The sequence below is a fragment of the Citrobacter sp. Cpo142 genome (assembly GCF_030332425.1).
GTDB classification, from domain to species: domain Bacteria; phylum Pseudomonadota; class Gammaproteobacteria; order Enterobacterales; family Enterobacteriaceae; genus Citrobacter; species Citrobacter portucalensis.
The window spans coordinates 34,060-58,983 of sequence record NZ_JAOWHW010000017.1; the positions used below are offsets into that span (position 1 = coordinate 34,060).

The following is a 24,924-nucleotide window of genomic DNA, read 5'->3' on the forward strand; positions in this document are numbered from 1 at the left end:
GTAATGCTTTTATCAGTAACCGACTTTATAAATACGCCCGGTCTGGATGCCTTCCACACTGCGGCGATAGGCGTTGGCGACGGTGGCGGCGGGGACACTTTCAAAGCCCGGGAAGAAACTGTCGTAAGCTTCGGCGGATTCACTCAGCACGGTCGGACTTATCAGGTTAATGCGTTGACCATGGCCTAGTTCACAGGCCGCGGCGCGAACAAATCCTTCCAGCCCGGCATTGATCGTTGCCGCATTCGCTCCCTGTGCGATGGGCTCTTGGGCGATAATGCCGCTAATGAGCGTAATTGAGCCGCCATCATTGAGAAAATGCTGCCCGGTTAATGCCAGACGAATCTGGCCTAACAGTTTATCCTGAAGCCCCTGGTTAAAGTCCTGGTCGGTCATTGTCGACAGCGGCCCAAAGAACAGATTGCCGGTGGCGGAAACGATCGCATCTACCCGACCGACTTTTTCAAACAAGGCCTCGACACTCTCCTGCGAGGTGATATCGACCTGGTAATCACCCTGAGTACGACCCACGCGGACCACCTCATGTTTATGGCTCAATGCTTGAGTAACTGCGCGACCCACTGTACCACTGGCACCAATAATGACGATTTTCATAACCACCTCCGCAATAGTGTGAGCCGCTATTCTTTAATGAAAATGAAATCAGATAAACTGGCTAAAAGTTAGATGATTACTAACCAGGGGTTTGTAATATGGATAAACTGCGCGGCATGGAAACGTTTGTCGCCGTGGTGGAGAGCGGGAGCTTTACTTCTGCGGCGACGAGGCTCGAGATGTCTGCGGTGATGGTGGGAAAATATATCACCCAACTGGAAGCGCAGCTCGGCACGCGTTTGCTGGAGCGCAATACGCGCCGCCAGAATCTGACCGATGCCGGACGCGTCTATTTTGAAGAAGCCCGTCGCGTGCTGGAGCAAGTAGCGATAGCCGAACGTTCAGTAGAACGTCTGCGGCTGGCACCTGCGGGGACGCTGCGCATTAGCGCGCCCACTTCTTTTGGCGCTTGCGTGATCTCGCCGCTGGCCGCTGCGTTTTTACAGACCTGGCCAGAGGTGCGTATTGAACTGGATCTCACCAACCGGATGGTTGATCTGGTGAATGAAGGTGTCGATCTGGCGATCCGCATTGGCGATATCCATCAGACAGACGTGGTGGCGAAATACCTGTGTCCCTACCGTATGGCAATTTGTGCTTCGCCAGAATATCTTGCCCGCCATGGCACTCCCCGGACGCCCGCGGATCTGGTGGATCATCTGTGCCTGTCCCATACCGTGTGGACGGCTCGCAACGAGTGGATACTGCCTGGCGTGACGGGGGAGGTCAGATGGAAGCGCGATGCGATCCTGCGCTGTAACGATGGTCATGGCCTGCGTATGGCGGCGGTAGCGGGGGCTGGGTTGTTATTGCAACCAGAGGTGCTGTTGGCAGAAGAGCTGGCTACTGGCAAGTTGGTTCGTATTCTGGAAGGATTTACGCCACAGCCGCGGCCGATCCATTTGCTGTGGCGACAGGATTTGCGTCCGTTGCCGAAACTAACGCGGTTTGTCGAGCACGTTCTTAGTGCTGTCCAGGAATTAAGATGAAAATGCCGGATGGCGCTGCGCTTATCCGGCCTACGGTGGTGATTAATCGTAGGCCGGATAGGGCGCAATAGCGCCGCCATCCGGCAATTTGTTAGCCGATATCCACCTGCGGTTTGCTGTTGCGTTTACGGATCATGCGCAGCACTGGCGGGACCACGATAACCAGTACCGCCATCACCAGCAGCACTTTCGCCACGCCGCTGGCCCACAGAATATCCATACTGCCGTTACTGATAGACAACGCCCGGCGCAGGTTCTGCTCCAGCATTTCCCCGAGAACGAAGCCCAGAATCAATGGCGACATTGGGAAGTGCATTTTACGCAGGATGTAGCCCAGCACGCCGAGGGCGACCATCAATACCAAATCGAAGGTGGTGCTGTGAACGGCGTACACGCCAACTGCGGAAACTGCCGCGATAGCCGGTACCAAAAACCACAGCGGGATGGTCAGCATGCGGGTAAACAGACCGATCAGTGGAATGTTCATCACCAGCAGCATTACGTTAGCAATCAGCAGCGCTGCAATCAGCCCCCAAACGATATCCGGCTGCTCGGTAAACATGGCTGGACCCGGGGTGATGTTGTACAGCGTTAGCGCGCCCATCATCACCGCCGTGGTACCGGAGCCCGGCACGCCGAGCGTCAGCATCGGAATAAAAGAGCCGCAGGCCGAAGCGTTATTGGCGGCTTCTGGCGCCGCAACGCCGCGAATATCCCCCTTGCCAAAGCTGTCGCTGTTGCCGCTGAGCTTTTTCTCGGTCATGTAGGTGATGGCACTGGCAATGGTGGCGCCAGCGCCAGGCAGAACGCCGACGAAAAAGCCAATCACTGATGAACGCAGGGTGGCCCCTACGCACTGTGCGCCTTCTTTGGCGTTGAACAACATGCGGCCCGTTTTGCGCACCAGCGTCTGGCCACTGCTGGTATGTTCCAGCATTAACAGTATTTCAGAGACAGAGAACAGCCCAATCACCACCACGATAAACTGCACACCGTCAGAGAGATGGACACTGTCAAAAGTAAAGCGATAAACCCCGGTGTTGGCGTCTACGCCGACGGTCGCAAGTCCGAGACCGATAAGCGCTGCCAGAAATGATTTCAGCGGATTTTGCGCCATCATGCTGCCGAGACAGGCAATGGCGAAAACCATTAAGGCAAAGTATTCCGCCGGACCGAAGGCCAGCGACCATTGGGCTAACGCCGGGGCAAACAGAATGATGCCGCCGATGGCGATAAGCGAACCAAAGAAAGAGCTAACCGCCGAGATAGAGAGCGCCACGCCACCGCGTCCTTGCTGCGCCATCGGGTAACCATCCAGCGCGGTCATAATCGCCGCCGCATCGCCGGGAACATTCAACAGGATGGAGGAGATGCGCCCGCCATATTCACAGCCTATGTAGACTGTAGCCAGCAGGATCAGCGCGGATTCTGCGGGCAGATGCAAAGCAAAGGCCAGCGGAAGCAGGATCGCCACGCCGTTGATCGGCCCAAGGCCGGGCAGCAAACCCACAATGGTGCCGACAAAACAGCCTATCAAGGCGATGACCAGGTTTTCCGGTGTCATTGCCACCGCGAAACCCTGAGAAAGATAAATCCAGGTATCCATCGTTTCTCCGTTAACCCAGCCAGGCGCCGAGTGGTAAGGTGACGTCAAGCAGTCGGTCAAAGGCATACCACAGCAGAATGCCGAGCACCGCGCCGGAAATACCCGCAGCCGGGATGGTTGCACCGAACAGCATGCCAATCACCACGGTGAGAATGGCGGTGGCGATGGGAAAACCGAGCCACTCAAAACCCCAGGCGTACATCAACAGAACAATGACCATCGTCAGCAGCTTTTGCAGCACGTGGCGACGGGGCCAACTGATGGTGTCCGGATGGCGCAACAGCAGCGCCACGGCACAGACCAACATCAGACCGATAATGCCAAGCGGGAAGGGACGCGGCCCTACGGGTTCATAGCTGTATTCGCTGCTGATTTGCCAGGCCACGAACAGCCCGGCTATGCAGAGCAACAGCCAGATACCTGCGAAAATACGATCGCTCATCATCTTTGCCTCTGCGTTTACTTCGCCAGACCGAAGGCTTTCGCCTGCTCACGATAATCCGTGACCTGCTTTTTCACGTAGTCGTCGAGCTGTTTGCCACTCATGTTGAATTCAAACAGGCCGCGCAGATCGCGCTGCTTTTTAAACTCATCGGTCTGCTGGAGTTTGTTAAAGGCATCAACCCACCACTGATACTCGGCGTCGCTGACTTTTGGCCCAACGTAGAAGCCACGAATGATAGGCCACACGAGGTCATAACCCTGCTCTTTGGCGGTTGGCACGTTGGCTAACTGTCCCGGCAGGCGTTCATCAGAGAACACCGCGAGCACGCGGATTTTGTCGCCGCTGAGGTAAGGCACCATCTCACTGAGATCGCCGGAAACCACCTGCACGTGATTGCCCATCAGTGCGGTAACCGGCTCGCCACCGCCTTCAAAGGCCACATAGCGCATCTTGTGTGGATCGACATTGGCTTTTTGCGCCAGCAGTGCCGACTTCATCCAGTCCTGGCTACCGATAGAGGCACCTGCACCAATGACCACGCTGTTAGGGTCTTTCTCCATTGCCGTCAGCAGATCTTTCAGCGTTTTCCACGGTGAGTCCTGGCGTACGGCAATCATGCCGTAGTCGGTACCCACACTTGCCAGCCAGCGGACATCATCCGCGCCGTAGCGACCAAACTTGCCCTGTGACAGGTTCAGCAGTGAGCCGCCGGAGAAGGCCACTACGGTTCCCGCTTCAGCCGGGCGTTGAGCGACGATCGCGTTATAGGCCACGGCACCAACGCCACCGGGCATGTAGGTGACGCGCATCGGTTTTTCGATAGCGCCGGTTTCCATCATGCTCACCTGAATCAACTTACAGGTGAGATCGAAACCGCCGCCGGGTTTAGCAGGGGCGATACATTCAGTGCGCGATGGCGCTTGTTCCGCCAGTACAGAGGTACTCATCAATAAAATGCTTGCAGTAAGGGTACGAAGTAACTGTTTTTTCATTGTTTATCCTCACGCCGGAAAACCGGATTTTCGGGTACGGAAGAAGATTTTTGTGATTATGTGAGCCGATGTGTAGCAGTTCGGTTGCGTGATTGTTAAAACATTAACCTTTCAATTCCCTTTCAATGCGGCAGAAACTTTACAGGATGTGATATGCGTCTCTTATTAGCGGAAGATAACCGTGAGTTAGCTCACTGGCTGGAGAAAGCGCTGGTGCAAAACGGTTTTGCCGTTGACTGCGTGTTTGATGGCCTGGCAGCCGACCATCTTTTACATAGCGAAACGTATGCGCTGGCGGTGCTGGACATCAATATGCCGGGGCTGGATGGTCTGGAAGTCGTTCAGCGGCTGCGCAAACGCGGGCAGACGCTTCCTGTCCTGCTGCTGACAGCGCGTAGCGCGGTGGCCGATAGGGTGAAAGGGTTGAACGTCGGAGCCGATGATTATCTGGCAAAGCCGTTTGAAATCGAGGAACTGGATGCCCGGCTGCGGGCCTTGCTGCGTCGCAGTGCGGGACAGGTGCAAGGCATACAGCAACTGGGGGAGCTGGCGTTTCACGATGAAGGCTATTTTCTGTTGCAGGGGCAGCCGTTGGCGCTCACGCCACGTGAACAGGCGCTGTTGACGGTGCTGATGTACCGTCGGTTGCGGCCGGTTTCACGTCAGCAGTTGTTTGAGCAGGTCTTCAGCCTGAGTGATGAGGTTAGTCCCGAAAGCATTGAGCTGTATATCCATCGTTTGCGCAAAAAGCTACAGGGAAGCGATGTGCGTATTGCTACGCTGCGTGGTCTGGGCTATGTGCTGGAGCGTAGCGATGAAGTGGGTTAAACCCCAATCGTTGTACCTGCAACTGCTGATGTTTCTGGGCTTGCCGCTAATGTTGCTGTGGGGTCTGTCGGCATTTAACAGCTATGTCAGTGCGCTACAGGCGGCGACCCAGGCGTATGACCGCACGCTCCTTTCATCCGCCAGGACCGTTTCCGAGCGGCTGGTGGTGCGCAATAAACAGCTGGAAGTGAACGTGCCATGGGTGGTGCTGGACAGCTTTGAATTGAATATGAATGACCGACTGTACTACAAAGTGGTTGATCCGGCGGGGAAGGTTATCTCTGGTTATGACGATTTACCGGCGATGCCGCCAGCTACCTCGCGCACGCGGCTTTATCCGGCGCTGGCATGGTTTTATCACACTGAATATCGCGGTGAGGCAATCCGCGTGGCGCGTCTGCTGCAGCCCGTCAACGAAGGCGGCATTGTCGGCATGGCGGAGATTTATGTTGCCGAAACGCTGCAATCGCGGCGCTATCTGGCGCGACAGCTGCTGTTTTCCTCGTGGGTTTCGCAAGGGCTACTGGTGCTGCTGACGCTGGTGCTGGTTGGCTGGCTGCTGCGCCGGGTGCTGCGCCCGATGCGCCAGCTTTCATCGCTGATGGTGCGTCGTGAGCCAGGCCTGCTGACGCCGCTGCCGGAACTGCTGCCATGGTCGGAAACCCGTCTGCTGATTGTGGCTTTCAACCGTTATCTGGACCGACTTCGCGGTCTGATCTCTCGTCAGGAGCGCTTCAGCGCGGATGCTTCCCATCAGCTCAAAACGCCGTTAGCGGTACTGAAAACTCAGGCATCGGTGGCTCTCGCCAGCACCGAACCGCGGCAATGGTATGAGAGTTTACAAGCCATGAGTAGCACGCTCGATAATACCATTCAACTGACGGAGAGGCTGTTGCAGTTGTCTGCGGTGAAGCGCAAGGAGCAGGGGGAAAGGCATTTCTCGCCGGTTAATCTGTATGAGGTGGTGCAAACCAGCTGTTTTACCCGACTGGCGCAGTCGCGTAGTAAAGGGATCGATCTGGGCTATGAAGGGGAACAGGACGCGGTGTGGGTCGAGGGAGATGAAGTGCTGCTCGGTGAACTGTGTGGGAATCTGCTGGATAACGCACTGAAATACACGCCGTCACAGGGGATGGTGACCGCCCGACTGCAACGAGAAGGAGAGGCCGTGGTGCTGGTGGTCGAAGATAGCGGACCGGGCATAGATGAGCAGATGGTTCATCAGGCTCTGCTACCGTTTCATCGTCTTGATAACGTAGGCAATGTCCCAGGCGCCGGGATCGGCCTGGCGCTGGTCAATGATATTGCTCGCCTGCATCGCACGCATCCTCAGCTAACGCGTAGTGAGACATTAGGTGGGCTGAGGGTTCAGGTACGCTTTTTAAGCGTTACCGTATGAGGTATTCATGGTGATGATATTTGTTGTTTAATTATAATAAAAAGTAATTAATTGTATTATTAATATCATTTGAAATGTTGTCTTAAGGCAGCTGTTTTTATTTTAATTACTGTATTAAACAGTAACGCTAAAGTGATTCAACGTCACTGAAACAATACTTTTGTGCAATTTATCATACATAAAACACTTTTTCATAGACCATGAGATTTTATCTGTCAATAGCGATAATGTTTTTAAAGGTTATCTTTTTTGCTGAGGTAGATAAAACTTCTATTGATATCAACTGCATTAAAATCATATAGATACAATTTCACTGGAGAGGGTTGTCACAGTAATGAGTATTATTTTTTACATTTACTGACAATGTGCCATTGCGTTTTTTAGACTTGTGATATAATTAGCAACATGAAATGAGAAAAAAACAATTAAAGATCAATAAATAATGGGCTGAGATATGCTTAAAAAATCGCTAAAGATTAGCAGCCAGGGATATCCAGTCTTTTTAAAACTGGTCGATTTCATTGTTATCAATGTGACGTTAATTTTTAGCGCCCATCTGCTGGGTTTGATGCCCTTTAACACCATTGCGATTTTGAGTCTTCTCTTCTCCATCTTTTTCTTGCTGTTTGCTGAATACATTAAAATGTACCAGCAAAAGATTAAGACGATCGGTTTACGTAATCAAAAGCGCTTGGTTTTTTGTACGCTGCTGGCGATTTTTTTTAACGAACTGGTCAGTATGACGGTGGCTGAACCTGAGTCACTGGGCTACTTAGACAGACTGCCTTCCCCTTTTTATTCAGCCATTATTTACTGGTACTTCATTCCATTACCTTTTCTTTACTACATTCGTTTTTTTATTTTTAAGTATTCAACGAAAAAGAGTATACGGGTGGCGATTATTGGTCTGACCGACAATGGTCTGGCCGCAGAAACCGCGCTAATGAATGAATACGCCAATATCACATTAGATCTGGCCTTTTATGATGAGCGCGCCTTATCTCGTTGTGGCGATGTCGTTGATAAGGTTAAAAGTCCCTTTCGTGGTCCGGTTATCAATCTGGTCGAGGAAGCCAAGAAGGGAAACATAGACGAAATCTATATTGCTTTACCGATGGTTGCTTTACATCGCATTCGTCACTTTTTGGCCATGATGTCAGACACCACCGTAGATACCTATATTGTCCCTGACTTTTATACCTACAGTAACAACATGTCCAAGTTACGATCCATCCACAATCTGCAAACTATCGGTATCTTTAGTTCACCTTTTGAGGGGGCTGGCTCGTTTATTAAGCGGGCGGAAGATTTGGTTCTTGGCAGCGTCATTATGGTGATGATTTCCTCCCTGATGCTGGCGATTGCCATTGGTATCAAACTCACGTCCCGTGGGCCTGTTTTTTTCAAACAGGACCGCTATGGCTTGAGCGGGCAAAAAATTAAGGTCTGGAAGTTTCGTTCTATGCGCGTCATGGAGAATTCCGATACGGTTATTCAGGCCACTAAAAACGATCCACGGGTAACCAAATTCGGGAGCTTTTTGCGCCGCACTTCGCTGGATGAACTTCCGCAATTTATTAATGTTTTGCAGGGAAGTATGTCGATTGTCGGTCCCAGACCTCATGCGGTTACGCATAATGAGCAGTACCGCAAACAGGTCGAAAATTACATGATTCGCCATAAAGTTAAGCCAGGGATCACTGGGCTTGCGCAGATCAACGGGTTCCGTGGGGAAATCGATGCGCTTTATAAGATGGAAAAAAGGGTTCAGTACGATATTGAGTACATTCAAAACTGGTCGTTATGGCTGGATATAAAAATTATTATTAAAACTATTTTCAAAGGATTTGTCGGTAAGAATGCATACTAAATTACTCGTTATTACCGGAATCGTGATATCGCAGTCCGCATGGGCTGATTTAACACCGAAATCACACATTGGCTTTGCGGGGATAGACTTCCAGGGCAAGGTCGCTGTGGACTATGGTTATAATGATAACGTGTCTTATCAGCCACATAGCAGCGATGCTATCGGTTCCTCGTTTCAGAGTGCTGCGCCCGTTCTGAGTATGATTGGAGAGCGTGGTCAGGATAAGTATTTGCTGATGTACTCTGGGGATTATCGTAACTACTCAAGCGATTCTGCTGATAACTACAACGATCATTTTTTCCGTTTTAACGGTGCCTGGCGTTATGGGCTCATGCATGGCTTAACCCTCAATCTGGAGGATTCGCTTGGGCATGAATCCCGCGGCCGTGATATCACCGAGGGTTTTCTACCGAGTCAGTTTGAGCAGTATGGGATTAAATCTCCGCTGACGACGAATTTTATCAATAGTGAATTGCGCTACAGCTACGGTGCGCCTGATGGTCGCGGCAAAGCGGAACTGGCGTTGTTATACAAAAAACTGACTTTCGGTAACACCTCTGATGTTCGGGACAGCAGTGAGGACTTCTACAATTATATTCAGGAACAGGAATGGCATGAAAATAGCCTGATAGCGGAAGTTTTTGACCAATACTCATCCAGAACGCGCTTTCGCTATAGCTTTATTACTAACCAGCGTCGCTATGATAACAACTCAGATAAAGACACTAATGAGTATTATTTGCTGTATGGCCTGAAGTCGCAGTTGACGGGGAAAACCAATGTCGACATGAATATTTCATGGCTGTATAAAACATTTGAAAACAACGCAAACTCGCATGATTTTAATGGTCTAAACTGGGACATAAAAGCGGAGTGGAAGCCGTTACAGCAGTCTGTTTTCACTGCCCATTCTGCGCAAAGCATTAAAGACCCATCGGAAGTTGGGGGATATATTTTAGTGACCCAGTATGGCCTTTCTTACCAGCATTTCTGGTTAGGTACTCGTTTTTCTACTTTATTGGACTACTCATTCACTTCGGAAGACTATAAAAAACAGAACAAGGATCGGCATGATAAAGATGGCGTGTTTAGCGTCACCATGAGCTATGACTACACGCCGTCGGTTAATTTTGAGATTAAATATCAGATAGATACATTAAATTCGAATAAGGATACTGACTCGTTTTATATCGGTCCCAACGACAATCAGGAAGTCATTAGAACGTTGGGTTATGATAATTCTATGATTATGCTTAAAGCTAAGGTTCAGATCTAAAATGAAAATAATAGAACTGTGCGCGGTTTTGCTATTCAGTATCCTGTTGGTCGGATGCACAGCGTCCAGCCCGCGATTAATGGACGATCCTGCTACTGTTCAGCAGGATTACCGGCTTGGGGCGGGGGATACGGTCAATATCGCTGTTCATGGTCAACCCGATATGACGATGCGGTTTATTTTGGATAAGAGCGGGGAAATTAATTTCCCGTTTGTTGGTGCTCTTAAATTACAAGATAAAACCGTTGATCAAGTGACTAAAGAATTAACTCAACGCCTGACCGGAGATTATTTTACATCTCCGATGGTGACGGTGAGTATTGCCGAGTTCCGCAAATACTATGTTTCAGGTGAGGTAAAAAGTCCAAATGGCTTCGCCTATGAGCCAGGGCTTACCGTCGAGAAATCTATTGCGCAGGCGGGTGGATTTACAGATCGTGCTGACCGAAAAGATATCAACATTCGCCTGTCAGGGAGCAATCAGCTGCTTGAGAATGTCGATTTAACGCACTCTGTTCATCCTGGGGATGTCGTGATTATTGGCATGGGGTTCTTCTGACGATGAAACTATCAATAGTGGAAAACGGCAAAAAACGAGAAAGCAGTGTCGAATTCTCCCGCTTTGCCAAAGAGCTGAAAAAGAACGCCTGGAAAATCGCGCTGGCCGGTATCGTTGCCGGGGTCGTCGCGTATCCGTTAATCAGCATGATGTCTTCAAAGTATGTTTCAACGGCGACGGTGCTGATTAAGGCGCAGGCTGATAACGTTTCTCCGTTTCCACAGGTTGATGGTTTCGATTCAACGCGCAGTGGTTACTACGAAACACAATATGCGTTGATGCATTCACGTATTGTGCTGGAGCAAGCCGTACGTGATATGAAGCTGGATGAAAACCCGGAGTTTACCGGGGAAAAAGCCGGTGCTCAGGGGGCTGATAGCAATGAAAGTCGACAACTGAGAATGGAGCAAGCGCTGAAAACGCTGGCGAAAAATCTGAATGTCATTGGTATTCGTACGACGAACCTGGCGTCTATTACCTATGAATCAACGTCCCCTCAGGTTGCGGCTGACATTGCGAATGGCGTCGCGCAGGCTTTCATCAACTACACGGTGGAGCAGAAACGCCTGAAGGTGGAGAAAGCTCGCGAACTGAATTTTGAAAAAATGGAAGAGATTCAGAAGTCGATAGCTAAGCAAAAAGACGAGATGGACAGCTATCTGAAAAATGCCGGGCTGCTGACCTTCCGCGGTATCGATGGTTTTGAAACCGAGCAGTTAAGTATCGTAACCAATCGCCTGGCCGATGCGACCCAGCGTCGGGTTGCCGCTGAATCCGTCTATAACGAGGTGAACGGGGGAGGTAAGTCCATTGAGAGCGTTATCTCGCTGCCTTCGGTCTCTAACCACGCTCAGATCCAGGATTTGCGCATTGCGTTGATTCAGGCGCAACGAACGTTGTCCGAACAGCGTAAAGTCTATGGGCCAAAAAATCCTGCCATTTTAAAAGCAGAAGCCGATGTTCAGTCGATCCAAAGCCAGACCGGACGAGTGTTGGGCGAGCTGAAAGTCGGTTTACGTCAGCAATATCTGGCGGCGCTGGCGGACGAAAAAAACTATCAACAACAGGTGGATGAGCAGAAAGAGATCTTCCAGAAAATGGCGTCAAAGCGGGATGCCTGGAACAGTCAAAAGCTGTCGTTAGATAAAATGGAAGACCTGTATAAATCGCTTTATCAACGTACTCAGGAGCTGTCGCTGTCCGGCGTGAATGCCGATGCGGTGTTATACGACCCTGCAGTACCCGCGTTAAAACCGGCGAAACCGAATAAATCTTTATTGTTGCTGATGGTGGTCATGCTGGTGGTGGTGTTCAGCATTATGTATTTCATTGTCAAAGCGGCAATGGATAACTCAATCGGTACCCTCAGTCGCATGAAAAAACGGCTCAATGTTGTTCCGTTGGGTGAAATTCGTCGTTTTAGCGGAATCTCAGGGCGCGCGCAGGTGCGGGACATGATCATGAAGAACCCGCTGAATGCCGATATTGTGCACGGTATCCGTACCCGGATTATGCTGGATAATCGACCTTTACAGACGCTTGCCGTGGCGTCAACGGAGCACGGCGATGGGCGTTCTTTGTTGGCGAATCTGTTAGCTAACTCTTTTAGTTTCGACCAGAAAACACTGCTTATTGATGCGGATTTCTTTAACACTGGTGGGCTTTCATCCGAGCTGGCGTCAGCTACATCTGCAGGTTTAGCGGAACTGCTACGCGGGGAGACAGAGCTTGAACAGGCGCGGATCAAACTCAGTGATAATCTCGACTTTATTCCACACGGTAAGAGCACCATCTCATCTTTACTGATGCTGTCTTCGGAGCATGTTGAACTCTTAATGCGCGAGTTGAAATCGCATTATCAGCGCATCATTATTGATGTTGCTGCTGTGAATCAGAGCCAGGATGTTCAACTGATCAAACGTGCCGTCGATGGCGTTGTTTTCATTGTGAAAGCCGGGGCAGGTTCGGCAGGACAAATCGCCAACGCGCTGGATAAGATCGAGGAAAATAACGGCGTGGTGATTGGTGCGGTGCTCAATGCGGTTGAAGAAAAGGATCTTGAGACGCAAGAAGGTCTGCGTTCACTGAACTTCAGTACCGATCAACTGATGGCAACGCCAGGCCGCGTATGAGTCTACTGAAGAGCGCTTCCACGATAGCCGGTTCATCAGTCATCTCGCAGTTGATTGGTGCACTGTCTATTTGGTTGATTTCACACAAGTACGATATGGCTGAAGTGGGGCTTTATGCGCTCAACTACAGCATCGCCGTGGTGGGCGCTCAGGTGTGTACCTTTGCATCACAGCTATTAATTCCTAAACAGCAGGATGACGAACTGGTACAGAATGTTGTGTTTTGCCTGCTCCAAAGCACGATCATTGCCTTACCTTACGCCGTGCTCACCGCGTGGCTGTTTCACCAGAACATCCTGTTTCTCTATTTGCTGACGCTGGCAACGGCGTGGGTTTTAATCTCAGAAAACCTGTCGCTACGCACGGCCAACTTTCGTTTTCTGATTTTCCAGCGTATTTCTGTCTCTGTGGTGGTATTACTTTCGGTTCTGGTTACGCATCATGTGCAGCTGTTTTATTGGTCGTGGGCCTGCGCGACGATGGTGCTGACCGTAAGCTGTATTTTGCATTCGTTTGATATTCGTTCGGTGGCGGCCAGACATCTGCGACCCGCCAGTAATTGGCATTTTTTCAAACAGAATATTCATCACATTACCAAAGTGGGCAGCGCGGAAGTGCTGGCGATGGCCAGCAGCAATTTGCCGATTATGCTGATTAACTTTTGGTTCTCGGCGCTGACGGCGGGTTATTTTTCCGTGGTTAGCCGCTTTTGCCTGGCGCCGGTAGTGATCATCGGCAACGCGGTACGCAATACTATTTTTTCCAAGTGGTCTATCGACTTCAGAAATAATACCTTTAACTATCAGGAATATACCAGGGTACGTATGCTATTGCTGGTACTAGGGGTTATCTGTACCCTTGGGGTTTTTATTTTCTATCCGATTGTGATGCGCCTCGGTTTTAGCGAAGACTGGATTAACTCCATTGAGACGTCACGCTACATGTTGCCCTATTTATTCCCTGCGCTGGCGATAAGCCCTCTGACGGTGATAGAACTTATTTTTGGTTCCCATCGCTATTTTCTGCGTATCCAACTGGAACAGCTGGCGATTGTACTCTTCGCTTTTGTTGTGACGCCCTATTTTTATAAAGATTATGCAACGTCGGTCATCTTGTTTTCTTCACTGACATTTATTCGCTACGCGTTCATTTATCTGAAAATGAATAAGCGAGCCAATCTCCTGAAAGACAAGCCGGTGATACTATGACGCTGAATACCGGATACTATTTACAGGTTTATACCTTTGTCACGCTGATCCTGTGTGGCCTGGTGCAATACTTTACCGGCATGCAGTCAGTGCTGTGGATACCTTTTTTCCTCACCTTATTGATGGTGGGATTATTGGTGATGCAGACGCGTGATGGCTCGCTGCAGCTGGATGCGCAGGAGACGATTGTCCTGGCGTTGTATTTCTCGTTCCTGGTACTGGCTGGAACATCGACGCTGATTCAGGGTGGGATCACCGTCGCGATTGTGGCATTTAAAAACGAAATTGCATTGTCGCTGGTGATGATCTGTTTGCTGCTGGGGTTTTGCCGGGAGTCACAGATTTATCGTGTAACACGCTATCTGTACTGGGTGTTTTACGCGCAGATCCCGGTAATGATTTATCAGGTTTTACTGGTCGTTCCCCAGCGCGTTGCGGTGCGCGGCGAAGATGAGAAATGGGACTCCGTGGTTGGCACGTTTGGCGGTGACCCCATGGGGGGCGGGAATACTGCCGCAATGGGCCTGTTTTGCCTGTTAATTATGTTGTTAAAAGTCTCCGAATATAAGCATGGGCTCACCACGTTCAAATCCATGGCGCTGCATATTGTTCTCGGTATCGGGTTATGCATCATTGGTGAAGTGAAGTTTGTCATCCTGCTATCGCCTATATTCCTGGCGTGGGTGTGGCTCTCACCGAGCTACGTCAAAGACGTTAGTAAGGTTAATCTTAAGACGTTATTGGTTATTGTGGCGGGAATGCTGTTGCTCATTAGCCTGTCGATTGTGATCCTCGCGTACTATTACTCTACGGCGTTCGGCGGCGATCCATCGAAAAGCTCGTTAAGTATTTTTATCGACTCCTTAAGCTATATCTTTGATCCGAACTACATTATGTCTACCGGTGAATTAGGGCGCTTTACGACGTTCCTGTTCTGGTTGAAAAATAACGATTTGTGGGGGCTTTCAGGAACGTTATTTGGCTACGGACTCAATGCCACTAACAGTGGTAGTACGGTGTCGCCGGGATTTTTGAATATTATCTACAACTTAATTCTCGACTCGACTTCCCTGAGTATGCTGCTGTGGGAAGTGGGGGTGATCGGCACGTTGCTCTTTATTAGCTTATTCATTTATATCCTGAAGGTTTGTCAGCCAAAGCCATTACTGATGCTTGAGCAACTGGACCAGCAGGATCTTCAGTTGTTGAGCTTTGCACCGGCGTTTAACGCTTTTGCGATTAGTTGCTTAATTAGCTTACCTTATAGCCAGATACTGATGATTACACCGATGTTACAATTCCTGTTCTATTTATCACTAGGATCAAGTTTAGTGATTCGTCGAACCGTCCTTCGCTGCGTAGGGTAATTGTATGGACCAAAAACCGTTTATTTCAGTGAGTATTAAAACACTCAATGAATCTAAATGTATTGAGAAGACGATTGACAGTATCCGTAAGCAGCTTATTGATTATCCACACAAAATTATTGTGGCCGATAGTCTGTCAACGGATAACACCCAACAGCTTGCGATCGATAAAGGGGTGACCGTAGTGTCCTTAACTGACCCTGGCGATCGCTGCTGTGGCGTCGGGCACCAGTTAGGTTATCTGTATAGCGAAGGGGAATATCTGTTGTTGATGGACGGCGACATGGAGCTGGAAGAAGGATTTGTGGATCAGGCCGTCGCATTTTTGCAGGCTGAACCAGAATATGCTGGCGTTGCGGGAACCGTTGAAATGGATGATGCCGTTAACTATGAATTTAAATCGCGTAAGCAACGCATTAATAAAATCTATCCGCTCGGGGATAGTGACCATTTAGGCGGTGGTGGATTATATCGTCGCTCTGCGATTGAGAAAATTGGTTATCTGACTAACCGTAATTTGCACGCGTATGAAGAGGCTGAGCTGGGTCTGCGTTTAATCGAAGCGGGCTATAAACTGCGGCGTCTGGATATTCCTTACTTCAGCCATACGTCACATACGCTGCCGACGTTTAAGATGCTGGCGCGACGCTGGACCAGCGGTTATTACCAGGCTCCGGGTGAGCTTTTGCGTTGTAGTTGGGGGAAACCCTGGTTTTCCCAGTCATTCAACATCGTGAAGAATGAGGCGGTATTTGCGCTCTACCTTATTCTCTTATTTGTGGCGCTGCTCACCTTTAATATCAACGTGTTTGCCGTTGCGCTTCTACCATTACTGGCGTTTACCTTGTTGAAGATTGTGCAAAACCGCTCGTTAACAGATGGGCTGCAAAGCGTTATTAACTTAATCGTACGCTCAGCGGGGCTGATCAAAGGTATTTTTTATCCTGTACGCGATCCGCTGACTCCGCCTAACAGTAAAATCATTCATGAATAACCGGGGCAGGCGCCATGAAAGTATTATTAGTTAACAAGTTTTTTTTCATTAAAGGCGGCGCGGAAACGGTTTATTTTCAAGAGCGCGATATGCTGAAACAGGCCGGAGTGCAGGTTATTGATTTCTCTATGCATCATGAGAATAATTTCCCCTCGGACTATGCGGATTATTTTGTCAGTAATGTGGACTACCACAAAGCGAGCAATCTGCTGGGCGGTATCAAAACGGCGGTTAACTTTATTCATAATTCGCAGGCCTGCAAAAAAATGCTGGCGTTATTAGAAAAAGAGCGCCCGGATATTGTCCACTTTCACAACATCTACCATCAGTTAACACCGGCATTGATTAAAGTTGCGCGCAATTTTGGCTGCAAAACGGTGCTGACTGCGCATGACTATAAGATTGTGTGCCCCGCGTATTCCATGCTGCGCGACGGCAAAGTGTGCGATTCCTGTATTACCGGGACGGTTTTCAATGCCTTCAGGTATCGTTGCCAGGAAGGTTCAGCCTCAAAAAGCTTACTGCTCTCTCTGGAGGCAACCTGGCAGTACATTGCACAAAACTATCAGGCGCTGGATGTGATTGTTTCACCGAGTGTTTTTTTACGCGGTGTCTTGCTGCGTACGCTGCCAAATTCGCGCATTGATGTCATCGTCAATGGCGTTGATGACAGCCGTCCCCTGGCCGAAGTAAGCGATGAGGGCTATATGCTGTACTTTGGCCGTCTGAGCCGTGAAAAGGGCGTGGCAACGTTGTTGGCAGCGCATAAAAAAATGCGGAACAGCGCGCCGCTGAAAGTTGTGGGGCACGGTCCGTTGCATGATGAATTAGCCGCCAAATACCCTGATGTTGATTTTTTAGGTTATGTGCAACAAGGGGAGGCGCTCGATAAGCTTATTAAGCATGCGCGAGCGGTGATCCTGCCTTCAGAATGCTATGAAAACTGTTCTATGGCGATATTAGAAGCGATGTCCTTAGGCAAACCGGTTATCGGGTCGCGCATCGGCGGTATACCGGAACAAATTCGTGACGGTGTCGAAGGGATTTTATTCGAACCGGGTAATGTGCATGAGTTAGCCAATGCGATGGACGCTCTGGCTGACTCGCCTGAGAAGGCGAGGAATATGGGCTTACAAGGTCGTGCACGGTTGAGTGAAAAATATGCGCTGAGTAAACATATGGATACCTTACAGGCGCTGTATAAAGAACTGCTGAGCAGGCCATAGTATGAGTAAAAAAATAACGGTTTTTGGTACGCGTGGTATTCCTGATGTACTGGGCGGTGTGGAAACGCACTGCCAGAATCTATATCCGGCCATTAAGCAGCAGTTCGACGTGGATATTTGCGTGATCGCTCGCTCGCCATATGTAAATTACAAACTATCGGTATATAAAAAAGTCGAAACCTACGCGCTGTGGGCACCCAAAAAGCGCTCGCTGGAAGCTATTGTCCATTCCGTTATAGCGGCGTTTAGGACACGTATCGACCATTCGGATATTGTGCATGTCCATGCTATCGGCCCTGGCCTTGTGATCCCACTCTTACGCGTGATGGGTAAAAAGGTGGTTTTTACCCACCACGGGCCCGATTACGATCGCCAGAAATGGGGATATGTAGCCAAAAAAATATTGTTGCTGGGTGAGCGTTGGGCGGTGAGATATGCCAACGAGGTGATTGTGATTTCTGAAGTTATTAATCAACTGATCCAGAAAAAACACGGTCGCTATGATGCGCATTTAATTCACAATGGCGTGAACGAGCCGCGGTTATTATCACAGCTCACCATCGACAATACGCTCTCCCGCTTTGGGCTGCAGCCGAAAAACTACCTCGTGGTGGTTGGGCGGTTTGTGGAAGAAAAAGGGATGCATGATGCCATCGCCGCTTATCAACACAGTGGTTTGACCATACCGTTAGTACTAATTGGCGATGCGGATCATCCGACCGAATACAGCGTGCGCCTCAAAAAGCTTGCCGCCGACACGCCAGGTGTTGTGATGACTGGTTTTTTACGTGGTGACGAACTTCAGGCGGTGTTTTCGCAGGCTAAATTGTTTGTGATGCCCTCATACCATGAAGGATTGCCCATTGCGCTGCTGGAGGCAATGTCATTTTCTCTTCCGGCCGTCGTCAGTGATATTCCGGCTAACCTTGAAGTTCAACTGCCCGCCGAGGCCTATTTTAAGGTGGGAGATGTAACCGGTCTGGCTGAAAAATTAGGCCAAGGGGCAACAGCAAATAGCGTGGACTATGGTGTATATTTGCAAAACTACAATTGGCATGAAATCGCCAAAAAGACGGTTAACGTCTACCACTCCATTGATAAAGATATAGGTTAATTTTGACCAGTCCTCAAAATCGTCCTCCTGCCATCGAACGGTTTTACGCTCACCTTGATGAGCGGATAGCGGAGGAATTGACCCCTGAACAAAAAGAAGGGGTGGAAAAAGCGCTCCTTGCTACAACCCTGACTTCGCGGCATCAGATCGATATTCGCAGAAGCTTTCCTTTTTTCAGCAAGCGTTATTATCTGGTTTTTTTGTTTGGCAGAGATTTACGCCGCCAGCATCGCCAGGAATCAACCCTGTCGAGAATGTTGCTCACTTTTTTGCTGCTGATTGCCGTGCTATTCGTCACCTGCTGCATATTGCTGACGCTGTATATGATCAAATCCGCGTTAGGTATTGATGTGTTCCAAAATTTTCACGTAGGTATCTGGGACTGGTGGTTAAGTCTGAAAGACCGCTAGCGTTAACAAATTGGTGGAGGACGTCTTTGCGATGAAGCGTAAATGGGGTTGTGCGTTGTTGTGCATGTTTTTCCCGCTGACGGTTATGGCCGCATTGACGACCGTTACCCCCAAAGCATTGACGGGCCCGTTAACCAATCCGGGGATTGGCGTGGCAAGTTTTCATCAGGGATACGGTGAAACGCTGGGGCTGGCGGACTATCCCAATACCGGATTTGAATACGAGCGTTTTTACTGGCGGGATCTGGAGCCAGTCGAAGGCCAGTACAATTTTGCGTTGGTGGATGATGCCTTTAAATACGCGGTGGCACATCGCCCTGCGATGAATGTCGGGCTACGCTTTATGGCTCTGGCAGAGCCGGAAAGCGGTTCGCAAATTCCTGACTGGCTGATTAAAAAAGGCGTGAAAGGAACCTGGACGCCGGATAAAAAGACATTTGCCCCGGATTTAGACGATCCTCTGTTTATTCAATACAGTCAGCGTCTGTTGAACGCATTTGGTAAGCGCTACGATGGTAATGAGAATCTCGCGTTTGTTGATATTGGCATGGTGGGATCGTGGGGAGAATGGCATAACAGCAACTTCCCGAACCTGAAGCCATTACTGGAGCGATACACCACGGCGCAACTGGATCGCTACGTCGCGATGCACTTTTCTGCTTTTCCGGTGACACCAAAAACCATGCTGATAAGCGGCGGTCAAAGTCTGGCGAATGCCGTGGCGCGTGGGGCTGGGTGGCGTGCGGACTGTTGGGGGGACCTGCGCGTATTTTCGGACACCTGGAACCATATGGCTGATGATTACCCCCAGCGATTGCTGGCTGCGCAGCAGAGTTATTCAGGGTTCAACGACGCCTGGAAACGTGCGCCGGTGAGTCTGGAGATCTGCTCGTATATGCAGGACTGGAAGAACACCTTTCACTATACACGTGCTGAAGTGCAGGGGATTTTTGACTGGGCGGTCAAGCAGCACGCCAGTACCATTAACCTGAAATCGAGAACGATACCCAGCGACTATCGACCGATTGTCGACGATGCGCTGACCAAATTGGGCTATCGATTTCGCCTTGCGTCCCTGAGTCATGAGTCCGTGTGGGACAGCGGACAAACGCTGACATTAAACAGTACCTGGTACAATGAGGGTATCGCACCGATTTATCTGCCTTACATGCTGGCATTCCGGGTCGTAGACAGCGCCAATAAGGTGGTGGCACAGGGGAATTCCTCGGAGGATATTCGCCGCTGGCTCCCCGGTAAGTATCAGGTCAGTTATGCGTTATCTATGCCAGGCCGACTGGCGAAAGGACAATACGCGATTGAGGTTGCGATGCTGGATAAGTCGGGTGTGGCGAGAATTAACTTTGCCAATGAAGGGAAGCAGAGCAGTGGCTGGTACCGGGTGTCAACAATAACGGTACGCTAGTCAGACACAGCAGCGAGCCTGACGGTCAGGCTCGCTGCTGAGAACATTAAATTCGATACCCATTCGGGTTATTTTTTTGCCAGTTCCAGGTGTCACGCATCATTTCATCAAGGTTGTAGATGGCCTTCCAACCTAGCTCTTTGTATGCCAGCGATGGGTCAGACCAACATTCGGCAATATCTCCGGGTCTTCTGGCGACAAACTGATAGTTTATTTTTGTCTGCGCCGCTTTTTCAAACGCCTCAATCAGATTAATTACGGAATAACCGACACCGGTACCGAGATTAATCACTTTGTAAGCCGCGCCTTTGTTCTGGCAATCCAGCGCGGCTAAATGACCGGTCGCCAGATCCATGACGTGAATATAATCACGCACACCGGTACCATCAGGGGTTGGATAATCATTACCGTACACAGACACGGTTTCCAGCTTACCAATCGCGACCTGGGAGATATACGGAACCAGGTTATTAGGGATACCGTTAGGATCTTCACCAATCCGACCTGATGGATGGGCGCCAACCGGGTTGAAATAGCGCAGACAGGTAATGCGAAAATCGGGTTGTGCACGTGAGAAATCGGCCAGAATTTGTTCGACCATCAACTTAGACGTGCCGTACGGATTCGTGGTACCACCCGTGCGTGATTGCTCGCTCAGCGGTACGCTTTCTGGATTACCATATACCGTGGCAGATGAGCTAAAAATGAAACGATTAACGCCAGCGGCCAGCATCTCATCCAGTAAAACCAGCGTTCCGGTAACGTTGTTTTCATAGTAGGCGAGGGGCTCTTTTATCGACTCTGAAACTGATTTGAGTCCCGCAAAATGAATGACATCGGTGATGTTATGGTCGGCGAAAATGTTTTTTAATGCCTGCCTGTCGAGAACATCGGCGATATAGACAATGGGCTCTCTTCCGGTGAGTTCCGCGACCCTGTCCAGCGAGATTCTGCTGGCGTTCGCCAGATTATCGATGACTACGACATCATCGCCTCTTTCCAGTAGCGTTAACACAGTATGTGAACCAATATAACCTGCACCACCAGTGACAAGAATTGCCATACAGACTCCAGATAAACGGGGATTGATTCACGCCAGTACCATAGAGAACGCGTTATTGGTAACGTTTGGTAAGGTAATAATTGCGATACCTCACCATGCATTTATAAGAAATTTTTTTAAGTATAGATAAAAAGCTGAATTTGTTTATTTTTGTATCATAAACAATATAGTTATTTGAGAAGTTCAGCGTGTGGACGCCGTCACTGTGGTTGATCGACGAATTGATTTGTTCGATCAGAGTTTCAGCAAAATTAGTGTCGTTTAGTGTCACTAATTCTTTGATATAGATTGATTTTCCATAAGTTTCAGGCGTGCACTCCTGTGTAAGGAAGTACATTTTATTTTCGACCTGATAGGAGGCACCTGCACCTCGATGATGGGGATTGCTCACCTTCAATGAGGGGGTAATCCGCTGCCATTGTCCATAAATATGATCTGCTGAATGAATAATTATTTCGTTATCCATCGTGGTGGACAACAGATAACAGGTTTCATTAATTGAGATAAATACGTTGTCGGTTAATTGGGTATCAGAGATTAAAACTTTAACTTGCTTCCAGCGTGCAGGGAACTCAATTGACTGAAACAGTATTACCTCTTTTCTTTCTGAAGACTCGGGGATCATGAACAGTTGATCGTTGATATGTATCAGATAAGGGAATGACAAATGACACTGTAAGTCGTCAAAGCCTTCAAGCCTAATATCTTCAAGTTCGACCAGTTCACGGTCAAGAACGCGACATCGTAGCGTGCCTTTTGAGTTGCGAAAGCTAAGAGCTTCATAGAAAACATACAGTTTATCATCTTTTTCAATCAGAAAAGGATCGGCCTGAAATGTATATTTCTTTTTTAACTGCTGCGCAGTGGATTTGCTTAATATCTCCAGAGTGTTGTCGGGGAATGAGTGTGTACCATTATCCTTAATAAGCATGATGTCCCACGACTCATGATAAAATAACTTATCCATTATTCTTTTTATTTTTGTTTGCATTTGCACCTGATCCTTTTTATCGCCAGCACCATGTATGAACAGCTGTTTGCGACTCAGTGAATGAGCCTGTCGCAATGTTGTATAAATGTGCGAAAACCGATGTGGAACACCAGTGCCTACTTTAAAACTAGTCGCAAGCCCGTTTTTTGTCCACTAACAGAAATAGGGAGAGGAGATGTCCAGAGCATCCTTGCTCCAGTGGGGGAATTACTCGAAATGCACCTGCGGGTTATCTGCAAGGGAAACGTAGGTTTTGCTGTTTTTATCCAGGGTACGGATTTCACCGCTTTCGATGTCATACACCCAACCGTGCAGACGAAGCGCATTATTGCGCAGCCCAACCGCGACACAAGGATGCGTTTTAATGTTGTTAAGCTGTGCGATAACGTTCTCTTCCACCATGGCATTAACTTTATCGATTGGGTTATCCCAGGTTTTTTTATCGACCACGGCTTTCGCGGCATCGGCATAGTGCAGCCAGTGAGCGACAGCGGGCATCGGATCCAGGGGCTGGCTATCGGCAATGGCTTTCATCGCGCCACAATTGGAGTGACCGCAGATGACGATATCCGTTACGCCAAGTGCGACAACCGCGTATTCGATGGTTGCGGATACACCACCCGGTTCCGGACCAAATGACGGTACGATATTACCGGCGTTGCGGATAACGAAAAGCTGTCCTGGATCTTGCTGAGTAACGAGTTCTGGTACCAGGCGGCTATCGGAACAGGAGATGAAAAGTGCCTTAGGATTCTGGCTGGATGCCAGGCTGCGGAAGAGTTCCTTGCGTTGAGGGAAAATCTCTTTTTGGAAGTTGAGGAAGCCCTCGATGATATGTTGCATAGCAGTGTCTCTTGTCTCTGTTTAAGCAGGTTATGATGAAGATCACACTTTCCAGTTTAACACCAGCCGACAGAAGGGAAAGACTTTATAGCAGTTCAGCAACATCTTTGGATAATTTTGCCCCACCGTGGCAGGGCAAATCGTGTGATGTACGCTATGCGTTTTGCCATTTCTGGTATGCCGCTTTTAGCCGGTTCATCGCTTCTACCAGTACCGGGCGTGGGCAGCCAACGTTGAGTCTCATGTGCCCCTCTCCACCGGGACCATATTGCGCCCCAGGTGACAGGCCAAGCCTGGCGTCATGCACAAAAAAAGCGCTTAGCTGCTCATCGCTGAGATCCATTTTTTCCGCATTCAGAAACAGAAGATACGACGCGCCGCCATACACAATGGAAATCAAGGGACAGTACTTTTCGATTTCACTTTTTACAAACACTACATTGTCGGCCAGATAGGCCAATAATTTCTGGTGCCAGTCGGCGCAATGGGTAAAGGCGCTGTAAATGGCCGCCTGCTGCAATGAATGCGTCTCTGCAAGGTAGCAGTTATCCAGAAAGTGGTAGAACTGATGGCGTAATTCATCATTCTTAATAATGGCGATTCCGCCCTGGATCGCCGCCGTATTGAAGGTCTTGCTGATGGAAGTAAGTACGATTGACCGACTATCTGGCGCTTCATCAACAGTAAAAAACGGCAAATGGCGCTTTCCTGGCAGGGTTAAATCACTATGCACTTCATCAGACAGAATGATGACGCCAGCCTGCTGGCAATAGTGGCTTACTTTTTCCAGCGTTTCCCGCGACCACACCATACCGCCGGGGTTATGCGGTGAAGGGAACAAAAACATTTTGCACTGCTTGAGTTTCTCGCTGAAATCATGCCAGTCAAATTCATAGTGCCCGTTTTTCTCAATGAGGCGCGTCTGAATCAAATTCCTGCCGCTGGTGTTTACCAGATTAGGATAGGGATCATAGATTGGCGTACAGGTTAAAATATTATCGCCTGGACGGGTAAGCGCCATTAAAGAGAGTACGATAGTTTTTATAACACCGGGAATAAAATGTAACCAGTGTGCCTTGATATCGGCATCATACTGTTGTGCATACCAATGAATAACAGATTCTTTCCATTGTGGATAATCCAGGTTATAGCCTTGCACAGGCTGCGATACCACCGAACGCAGCGTGCTCATGATTGGCTCTGGTGTCGCAAAATCCATATCTGCAATCCACAGCGGTAATACATCGGTGGTACCGTACATCTGTTGTAATTGCCCGTATTTGCGACAATTAACATCCCTTGTGACAATATCATCAAATAAAGACATTGTTGACTCCTGGAAAGTCTCTGAAAATAGTGTAAGCAACGCAAAAGCGAAGAATGTTTATGTATATCTAATGGATATATTTAATTTACCCTGGTGATAGCTAAGATTTAGCTATTTAGTAGTTTATGATTTTTGCTCAACCATATTCTCAGTGGCTTCATTGGGCTCATATTTAGGGAAGGTGCGAATAAGCAGGTCATTTCTTCCCAAGCTGACTCGCTGATTAAAATTTCGCGGATCTGGGCCG

The 24,924-nt window shown here is 49.1% G+C and carries 22 protein-coding genes; 14 read left to right on the top strand and 8 right to left on the bottom strand.

Going from position 1 to position 24,924, the window contains the following annotated elements; translation table 11 throughout:
• Nucleotides 1-12 precede the first annotated feature (12 nt).
• The gene (locus OGY18_RS00285) at nucleotides 13-615 is read right to left on the bottom strand and encodes a short chain dehydrogenase (RefSeq protein WP_279275562.1); all 603 of its coding nucleotides are present in this window, start codon (nucleotides 613-615) and stop codon (nucleotides 13-15) included.
• A 98-nt stretch (nucleotides 616-713) separates the two neighbouring features.
• Between OGY18_RS00285 and OGY18_RS00290 the strand changes: the two genes are divergently transcribed.
• Entirely contained in the window at nucleotides 714-1,604 is an 891-nt protein-coding gene (locus OGY18_RS00290) for a LysR substrate-binding domain-containing protein (protein ID WP_286551170.1), read from the top strand.
• A gap of 91 nt (nucleotides 1,605-1,695) precedes the next feature.
• On the opposite strand, the gene OGY18_RS00295 is transcribed toward OGY18_RS00290, so the two are convergent.
• Genes OGY18_RS00295 through OGY18_RS00305 form a run of 3 tightly spaced genes read right to left on the bottom strand, consistent with a single transcriptional unit; the run spans nucleotide 1,696 to nucleotide 4,647 of the window.
• Nucleotides 1,696-3,210 (bottom strand): tripartite tricarboxylate transporter permease, encoded by a 1,515-nt coding sequence (locus tag OGY18_RS00295; protein ID WP_003826025.1) that lies wholly within the window; start codon nucleotides 3,208-3,210, stop codon nucleotides 1,696-1,698.
• 10 nt (nucleotides 3,211-3,220) lie between these two features.
• Nucleotides 3,221-3,655 (bottom strand): tripartite tricarboxylate transporter TctB family protein, encoded by a 435-nt coding sequence (locus tag OGY18_RS00300; protein ID WP_100247225.1) that lies wholly within the window; start codon nucleotides 3,653-3,655, stop codon nucleotides 3,221-3,223.
• Between the two features lie 14 nt (nucleotides 3,656-3,669).
• Nucleotides 3,670-4,647 carry a Bug family tripartite tricarboxylate transporter substrate binding protein gene (locus OGY18_RS00305; protein ID WP_286551171.1) on the bottom strand — a complete coding sequence of 326 codons (978 nt, stop codon included), beginning with the start codon at nucleotides 4,645-4,647 and terminating at the stop codon, nucleotides 3,670-3,672.
• Nucleotides 4,648-4,800: 153 nt separating this feature from the next.
• Between OGY18_RS00305 and tctD the strand changes: the two genes are divergently transcribed.
• From tctD to OGY18_RS00370, 13 genes are all read left to right on the top strand, one after another.
• On the top strand, nucleotides 4,801-5,475 hold the full coding sequence (tctD, locus tag OGY18_RS00310; protein ID WP_003826032.1) for a transcriptional regulator TctD: 675 nt from the start codon (nucleotides 4,801-4,803) through the stop codon (nucleotides 5,473-5,475).
• Nucleotides 5,462-6,874, top strand: coding sequence for a sensor histidine kinase (locus OGY18_RS00315; RefSeq protein ID WP_057067654.1), 1,413 nt, complete (start codon nucleotides 5,462-5,464; stop codon nucleotides 6,872-6,874). The genes tctD and OGY18_RS00315 overlap by 14 nt, the downstream gene beginning before the upstream one ends.
• A 454-nt stretch (nucleotides 6,875-7,328) precedes the next feature.
• Nucleotides 7,329-8,744, top strand: a complete 1,416-nt coding sequence (locus tag OGY18_RS00320; protein WP_198579494.1) for an undecaprenyl-phosphate glucose phosphotransferase — start codon at nucleotides 7,329-7,331, stop codon at nucleotides 8,742-8,744.
• A complete protein-coding gene (locus OGY18_RS00325; RefSeq protein ID WP_125112809.1) occupies nucleotides 8,734-10,020 on the top strand; it encodes an outer membrane beta-barrel protein in 1,287 nt (428 codons plus the stop codon). Before OGY18_RS00320 ends, OGY18_RS00325 begins: the two co-directional genes overlap by 11 nt.
• A gap of 1 nt (nucleotide 10,021) precedes the next feature.
• Nucleotides 10,022-10,579 (top strand): polysaccharide biosynthesis/export family protein, encoded by a 558-nt coding sequence (locus OGY18_RS00330; RefSeq protein WP_003826038.1) that lies wholly within the window; start codon nucleotides 10,022-10,024, stop codon nucleotides 10,577-10,579.
• A gap of 2 nt (nucleotides 10,580-10,581) precedes the next feature.
• Entirely contained in the window at nucleotides 10,582-12,711 is a 2,130-nt protein-coding gene (locus tag OGY18_RS00335; protein ID WP_286551175.1) for a GumC family protein, read from the top strand.
• A complete protein-coding gene (locus OGY18_RS00340; RefSeq protein WP_286551178.1) occupies nucleotides 12,708-13,919 on the top strand; it encodes a lipopolysaccharide biosynthesis protein in 1,212 nt (403 codons plus the stop codon). Before OGY18_RS00335 ends, OGY18_RS00340 begins: the two co-directional genes overlap by 4 nt.
• On the top strand, nucleotides 13,916-15,286 hold the full coding sequence (locus OGY18_RS00345; protein WP_286551179.1) for a capsular biosynthesis protein: 1,371 nt from the start codon (nucleotides 13,916-13,918) through the stop codon (nucleotides 15,284-15,286). Before OGY18_RS00340 ends, OGY18_RS00345 begins: the two co-directional genes overlap by 4 nt.
• A gap of 4 nt (nucleotides 15,287-15,290) precedes the next feature.
• The gene (locus OGY18_RS00350) at nucleotides 15,291-16,280 is read left to right on the top strand and encodes a glycosyltransferase family 2 protein (protein ID WP_200025624.1); all 990 of its coding nucleotides are present in this window, start codon (nucleotides 15,291-15,293) and stop codon (nucleotides 16,278-16,280) included.
• A gap of 14 nt (nucleotides 16,281-16,294) precedes the next feature.
• Nucleotides 16,295-17,506 (top strand): glycosyltransferase family 4 protein, encoded by a 1,212-nt coding sequence (locus OGY18_RS00355; protein ID WP_286551182.1) that lies wholly within the window; start codon nucleotides 16,295-16,297, stop codon nucleotides 17,504-17,506.
• Between the two features lies 1 nt (nucleotide 17,507).
• Nucleotides 17,508-18,620 carry a glycosyltransferase family 4 protein gene (locus OGY18_RS00360; protein ID WP_057067649.1) on the top strand — a complete coding sequence of 371 codons (1,113 nt, stop codon included), beginning with the start codon at nucleotides 17,508-17,510 and terminating at the stop codon, nucleotides 18,618-18,620.
• 2 nt (nucleotides 18,621-18,622) lie between these two features.
• Nucleotides 18,623-19,030, top strand: coding sequence for a hypothetical protein (locus tag OGY18_RS00365; RefSeq protein WP_003826052.1), 408 nt, complete (start codon nucleotides 18,623-18,625; stop codon nucleotides 19,028-19,030).
• Between the two features lie 31 nt (nucleotides 19,031-19,061).
• On the top strand, nucleotides 19,062-20,453 hold the full coding sequence (locus OGY18_RS00370; protein ID WP_286551183.1) for a DUF4832 domain-containing protein: 1,392 nt from the start codon (nucleotides 19,062-19,064) through the stop codon (nucleotides 20,451-20,453).
• A gap of 46 nt (nucleotides 20,454-20,499) precedes the next feature.
• Here OGY18_RS00370 and galE read toward each other — a convergent pair whose 3' ends face one another.
• The 4 genes from galE to OGY18_RS00390 all read right to left on the bottom strand — a co-directional run bounded on the left by galE (nucleotide 20,500) and on the right by OGY18_RS00390 (nucleotide 24,677).
• Nucleotides 20,500-21,516 (bottom strand): UDP-glucose 4-epimerase GalE, encoded by a 1,017-nt coding sequence (galE, locus tag OGY18_RS00375; RefSeq protein WP_149385068.1) that lies wholly within the window; start codon nucleotides 21,514-21,516, stop codon nucleotides 20,500-20,502.
• Between the two features lie 52 nt (nucleotides 21,517-21,568).
• The gene (locus OGY18_RS00380) at nucleotides 21,569-22,507 is read right to left on the bottom strand and encodes a glucosamine inositolphosphorylceramide transferase family protein (RefSeq protein ID WP_126317533.1); all 939 of its coding nucleotides are present in this window, start codon (nucleotides 22,505-22,507) and stop codon (nucleotides 21,569-21,571) included.
• Nucleotides 22,508-22,714: 207 nt separating this feature from the next.
• Nucleotides 22,715-23,350: a carbonic anhydrase gene (locus OGY18_RS00385; RefSeq protein WP_003826059.1), complete on the bottom strand. Its 636-nt coding sequence runs from the start codon at nucleotides 23,348-23,350 to the stop codon at nucleotides 22,715-22,717.
• A 154-nt stretch (nucleotides 23,351-23,504) separates the two neighbouring features.
• Nucleotides 23,505-24,677 carry a MalY/PatB family protein gene (locus OGY18_RS00390; protein ID WP_286551185.1) on the bottom strand — a complete coding sequence of 391 codons (1,173 nt, stop codon included), beginning with the start codon at nucleotides 24,675-24,677 and terminating at the stop codon, nucleotides 23,505-23,507.
• Nucleotides 24,678-24,924: the final 247 nt, after the last annotated feature.

Bases quoted from the DNA above. Each gene is read 5' to 3' on its own strand.
- OGY18_RS00285 (WP_279275562.1), bottom strand. From the start codon at position 615: ATGAAAATCGTCATTATTGGTGCCAGTGGTACAGTGGGTCGCGCAGTT.
- OGY18_RS00290 (WP_286551170.1), top strand. From the start codon at position 714: ATGGATAAACTGCGCGGCATGGAAACGTTTGTCGCCGTGGTGGAGAGC.
- OGY18_RS00295 (WP_003826025.1), bottom strand. From the start codon at position 3,210: ATGGATACCTGGATTTATCTTTCTCAGGGTTTCGCGGTGGCAATGACA.
- OGY18_RS00300 (WP_100247225.1), bottom strand. From the start codon at position 3,655: ATGATGAGCGATCGTATTTTCGCAGGTATCTGGCTGTTGCTCTGCATA.
- OGY18_RS00305 (WP_286551171.1), bottom strand. From the start codon at position 4,647: ATGAAAAAACAGTTACTTCGTACCCTTACTGCAAGCATTTTATTGATG.
- tctD (WP_003826032.1), top strand. From the start codon at position 4,801: ATGCGTCTCTTATTAGCGGAAGATAACCGTGAGTTAGCTCACTGGCTG.
- OGY18_RS00315 (WP_057067654.1), top strand. From the start codon at position 5,462: ATGAAGTGGGTTAAACCCCAATCGTTGTACCTGCAACTGCTGATGTTT.
- OGY18_RS00320 (WP_198579494.1), top strand. From the start codon at position 7,329: ATGCTTAAAAAATCGCTAAAGATTAGCAGCCAGGGATATCCAGTCTTT.
- OGY18_RS00325 (WP_125112809.1), top strand. From the start codon at position 8,734: ATGCATACTAAATTACTCGTTATTACCGGAATCGTGATATCGCAGTCC.
- OGY18_RS00330 (WP_003826038.1), top strand. From the start codon at position 10,022: ATGAAAATAATAGAACTGTGCGCGGTTTTGCTATTCAGTATCCTGTTG.
- OGY18_RS00335 (WP_286551175.1), top strand. From the start codon at position 10,582: ATGAAACTATCAATAGTGGAAAACGGCAAAAAACGAGAAAGCAGTGTC.
- OGY18_RS00340 (WP_286551178.1), top strand. From the start codon at position 12,708: ATGAGTCTACTGAAGAGCGCTTCCACGATAGCCGGTTCATCAGTCATC.
- OGY18_RS00345 (WP_286551179.1), top strand. From the start codon at position 13,916: ATGACGCTGAATACCGGATACTATTTACAGGTTTATACCTTTGTCACG.
- OGY18_RS00350 (WP_200025624.1), top strand. From the start codon at position 15,291: ATGGACCAAAAACCGTTTATTTCAGTGAGTATTAAAACACTCAATGAA.
- OGY18_RS00355 (WP_286551182.1), top strand. From the start codon at position 16,295: ATGAAAGTATTATTAGTTAACAAGTTTTTTTTCATTAAAGGCGGCGCG.
- OGY18_RS00360 (WP_057067649.1), top strand. From the start codon at position 17,508: ATGAGTAAAAAAATAACGGTTTTTGGTACGCGTGGTATTCCTGATGTA.
- OGY18_RS00370 (WP_286551183.1), top strand. From the start codon at position 19,062: ATGAAGCGTAAATGGGGTTGTGCGTTGTTGTGCATGTTTTTCCCGCTG.
- galE (WP_149385068.1), bottom strand. From the start codon at position 21,516: ATGGCAATTCTTGTCACTGGTGGTGCAGGTTATATTGGTTCACATACT.
- OGY18_RS00380 (WP_126317533.1), bottom strand. From the start codon at position 22,507: ATGCAAACAAAAATAAAAAGAATAATGGATAAGTTATTTTATCATGAG.
- OGY18_RS00385 (WP_003826059.1), bottom strand. From the start codon at position 23,350: ATGCAACATATCATCGAGGGCTTCCTCAACTTCCAAAAAGAGATTTTC.
- OGY18_RS00390 (WP_286551185.1), bottom strand. From the start codon at position 24,677: ATGTCTTTATTTGATGATATTGTCACAAGGGATGTTAATTGTCGCAAA.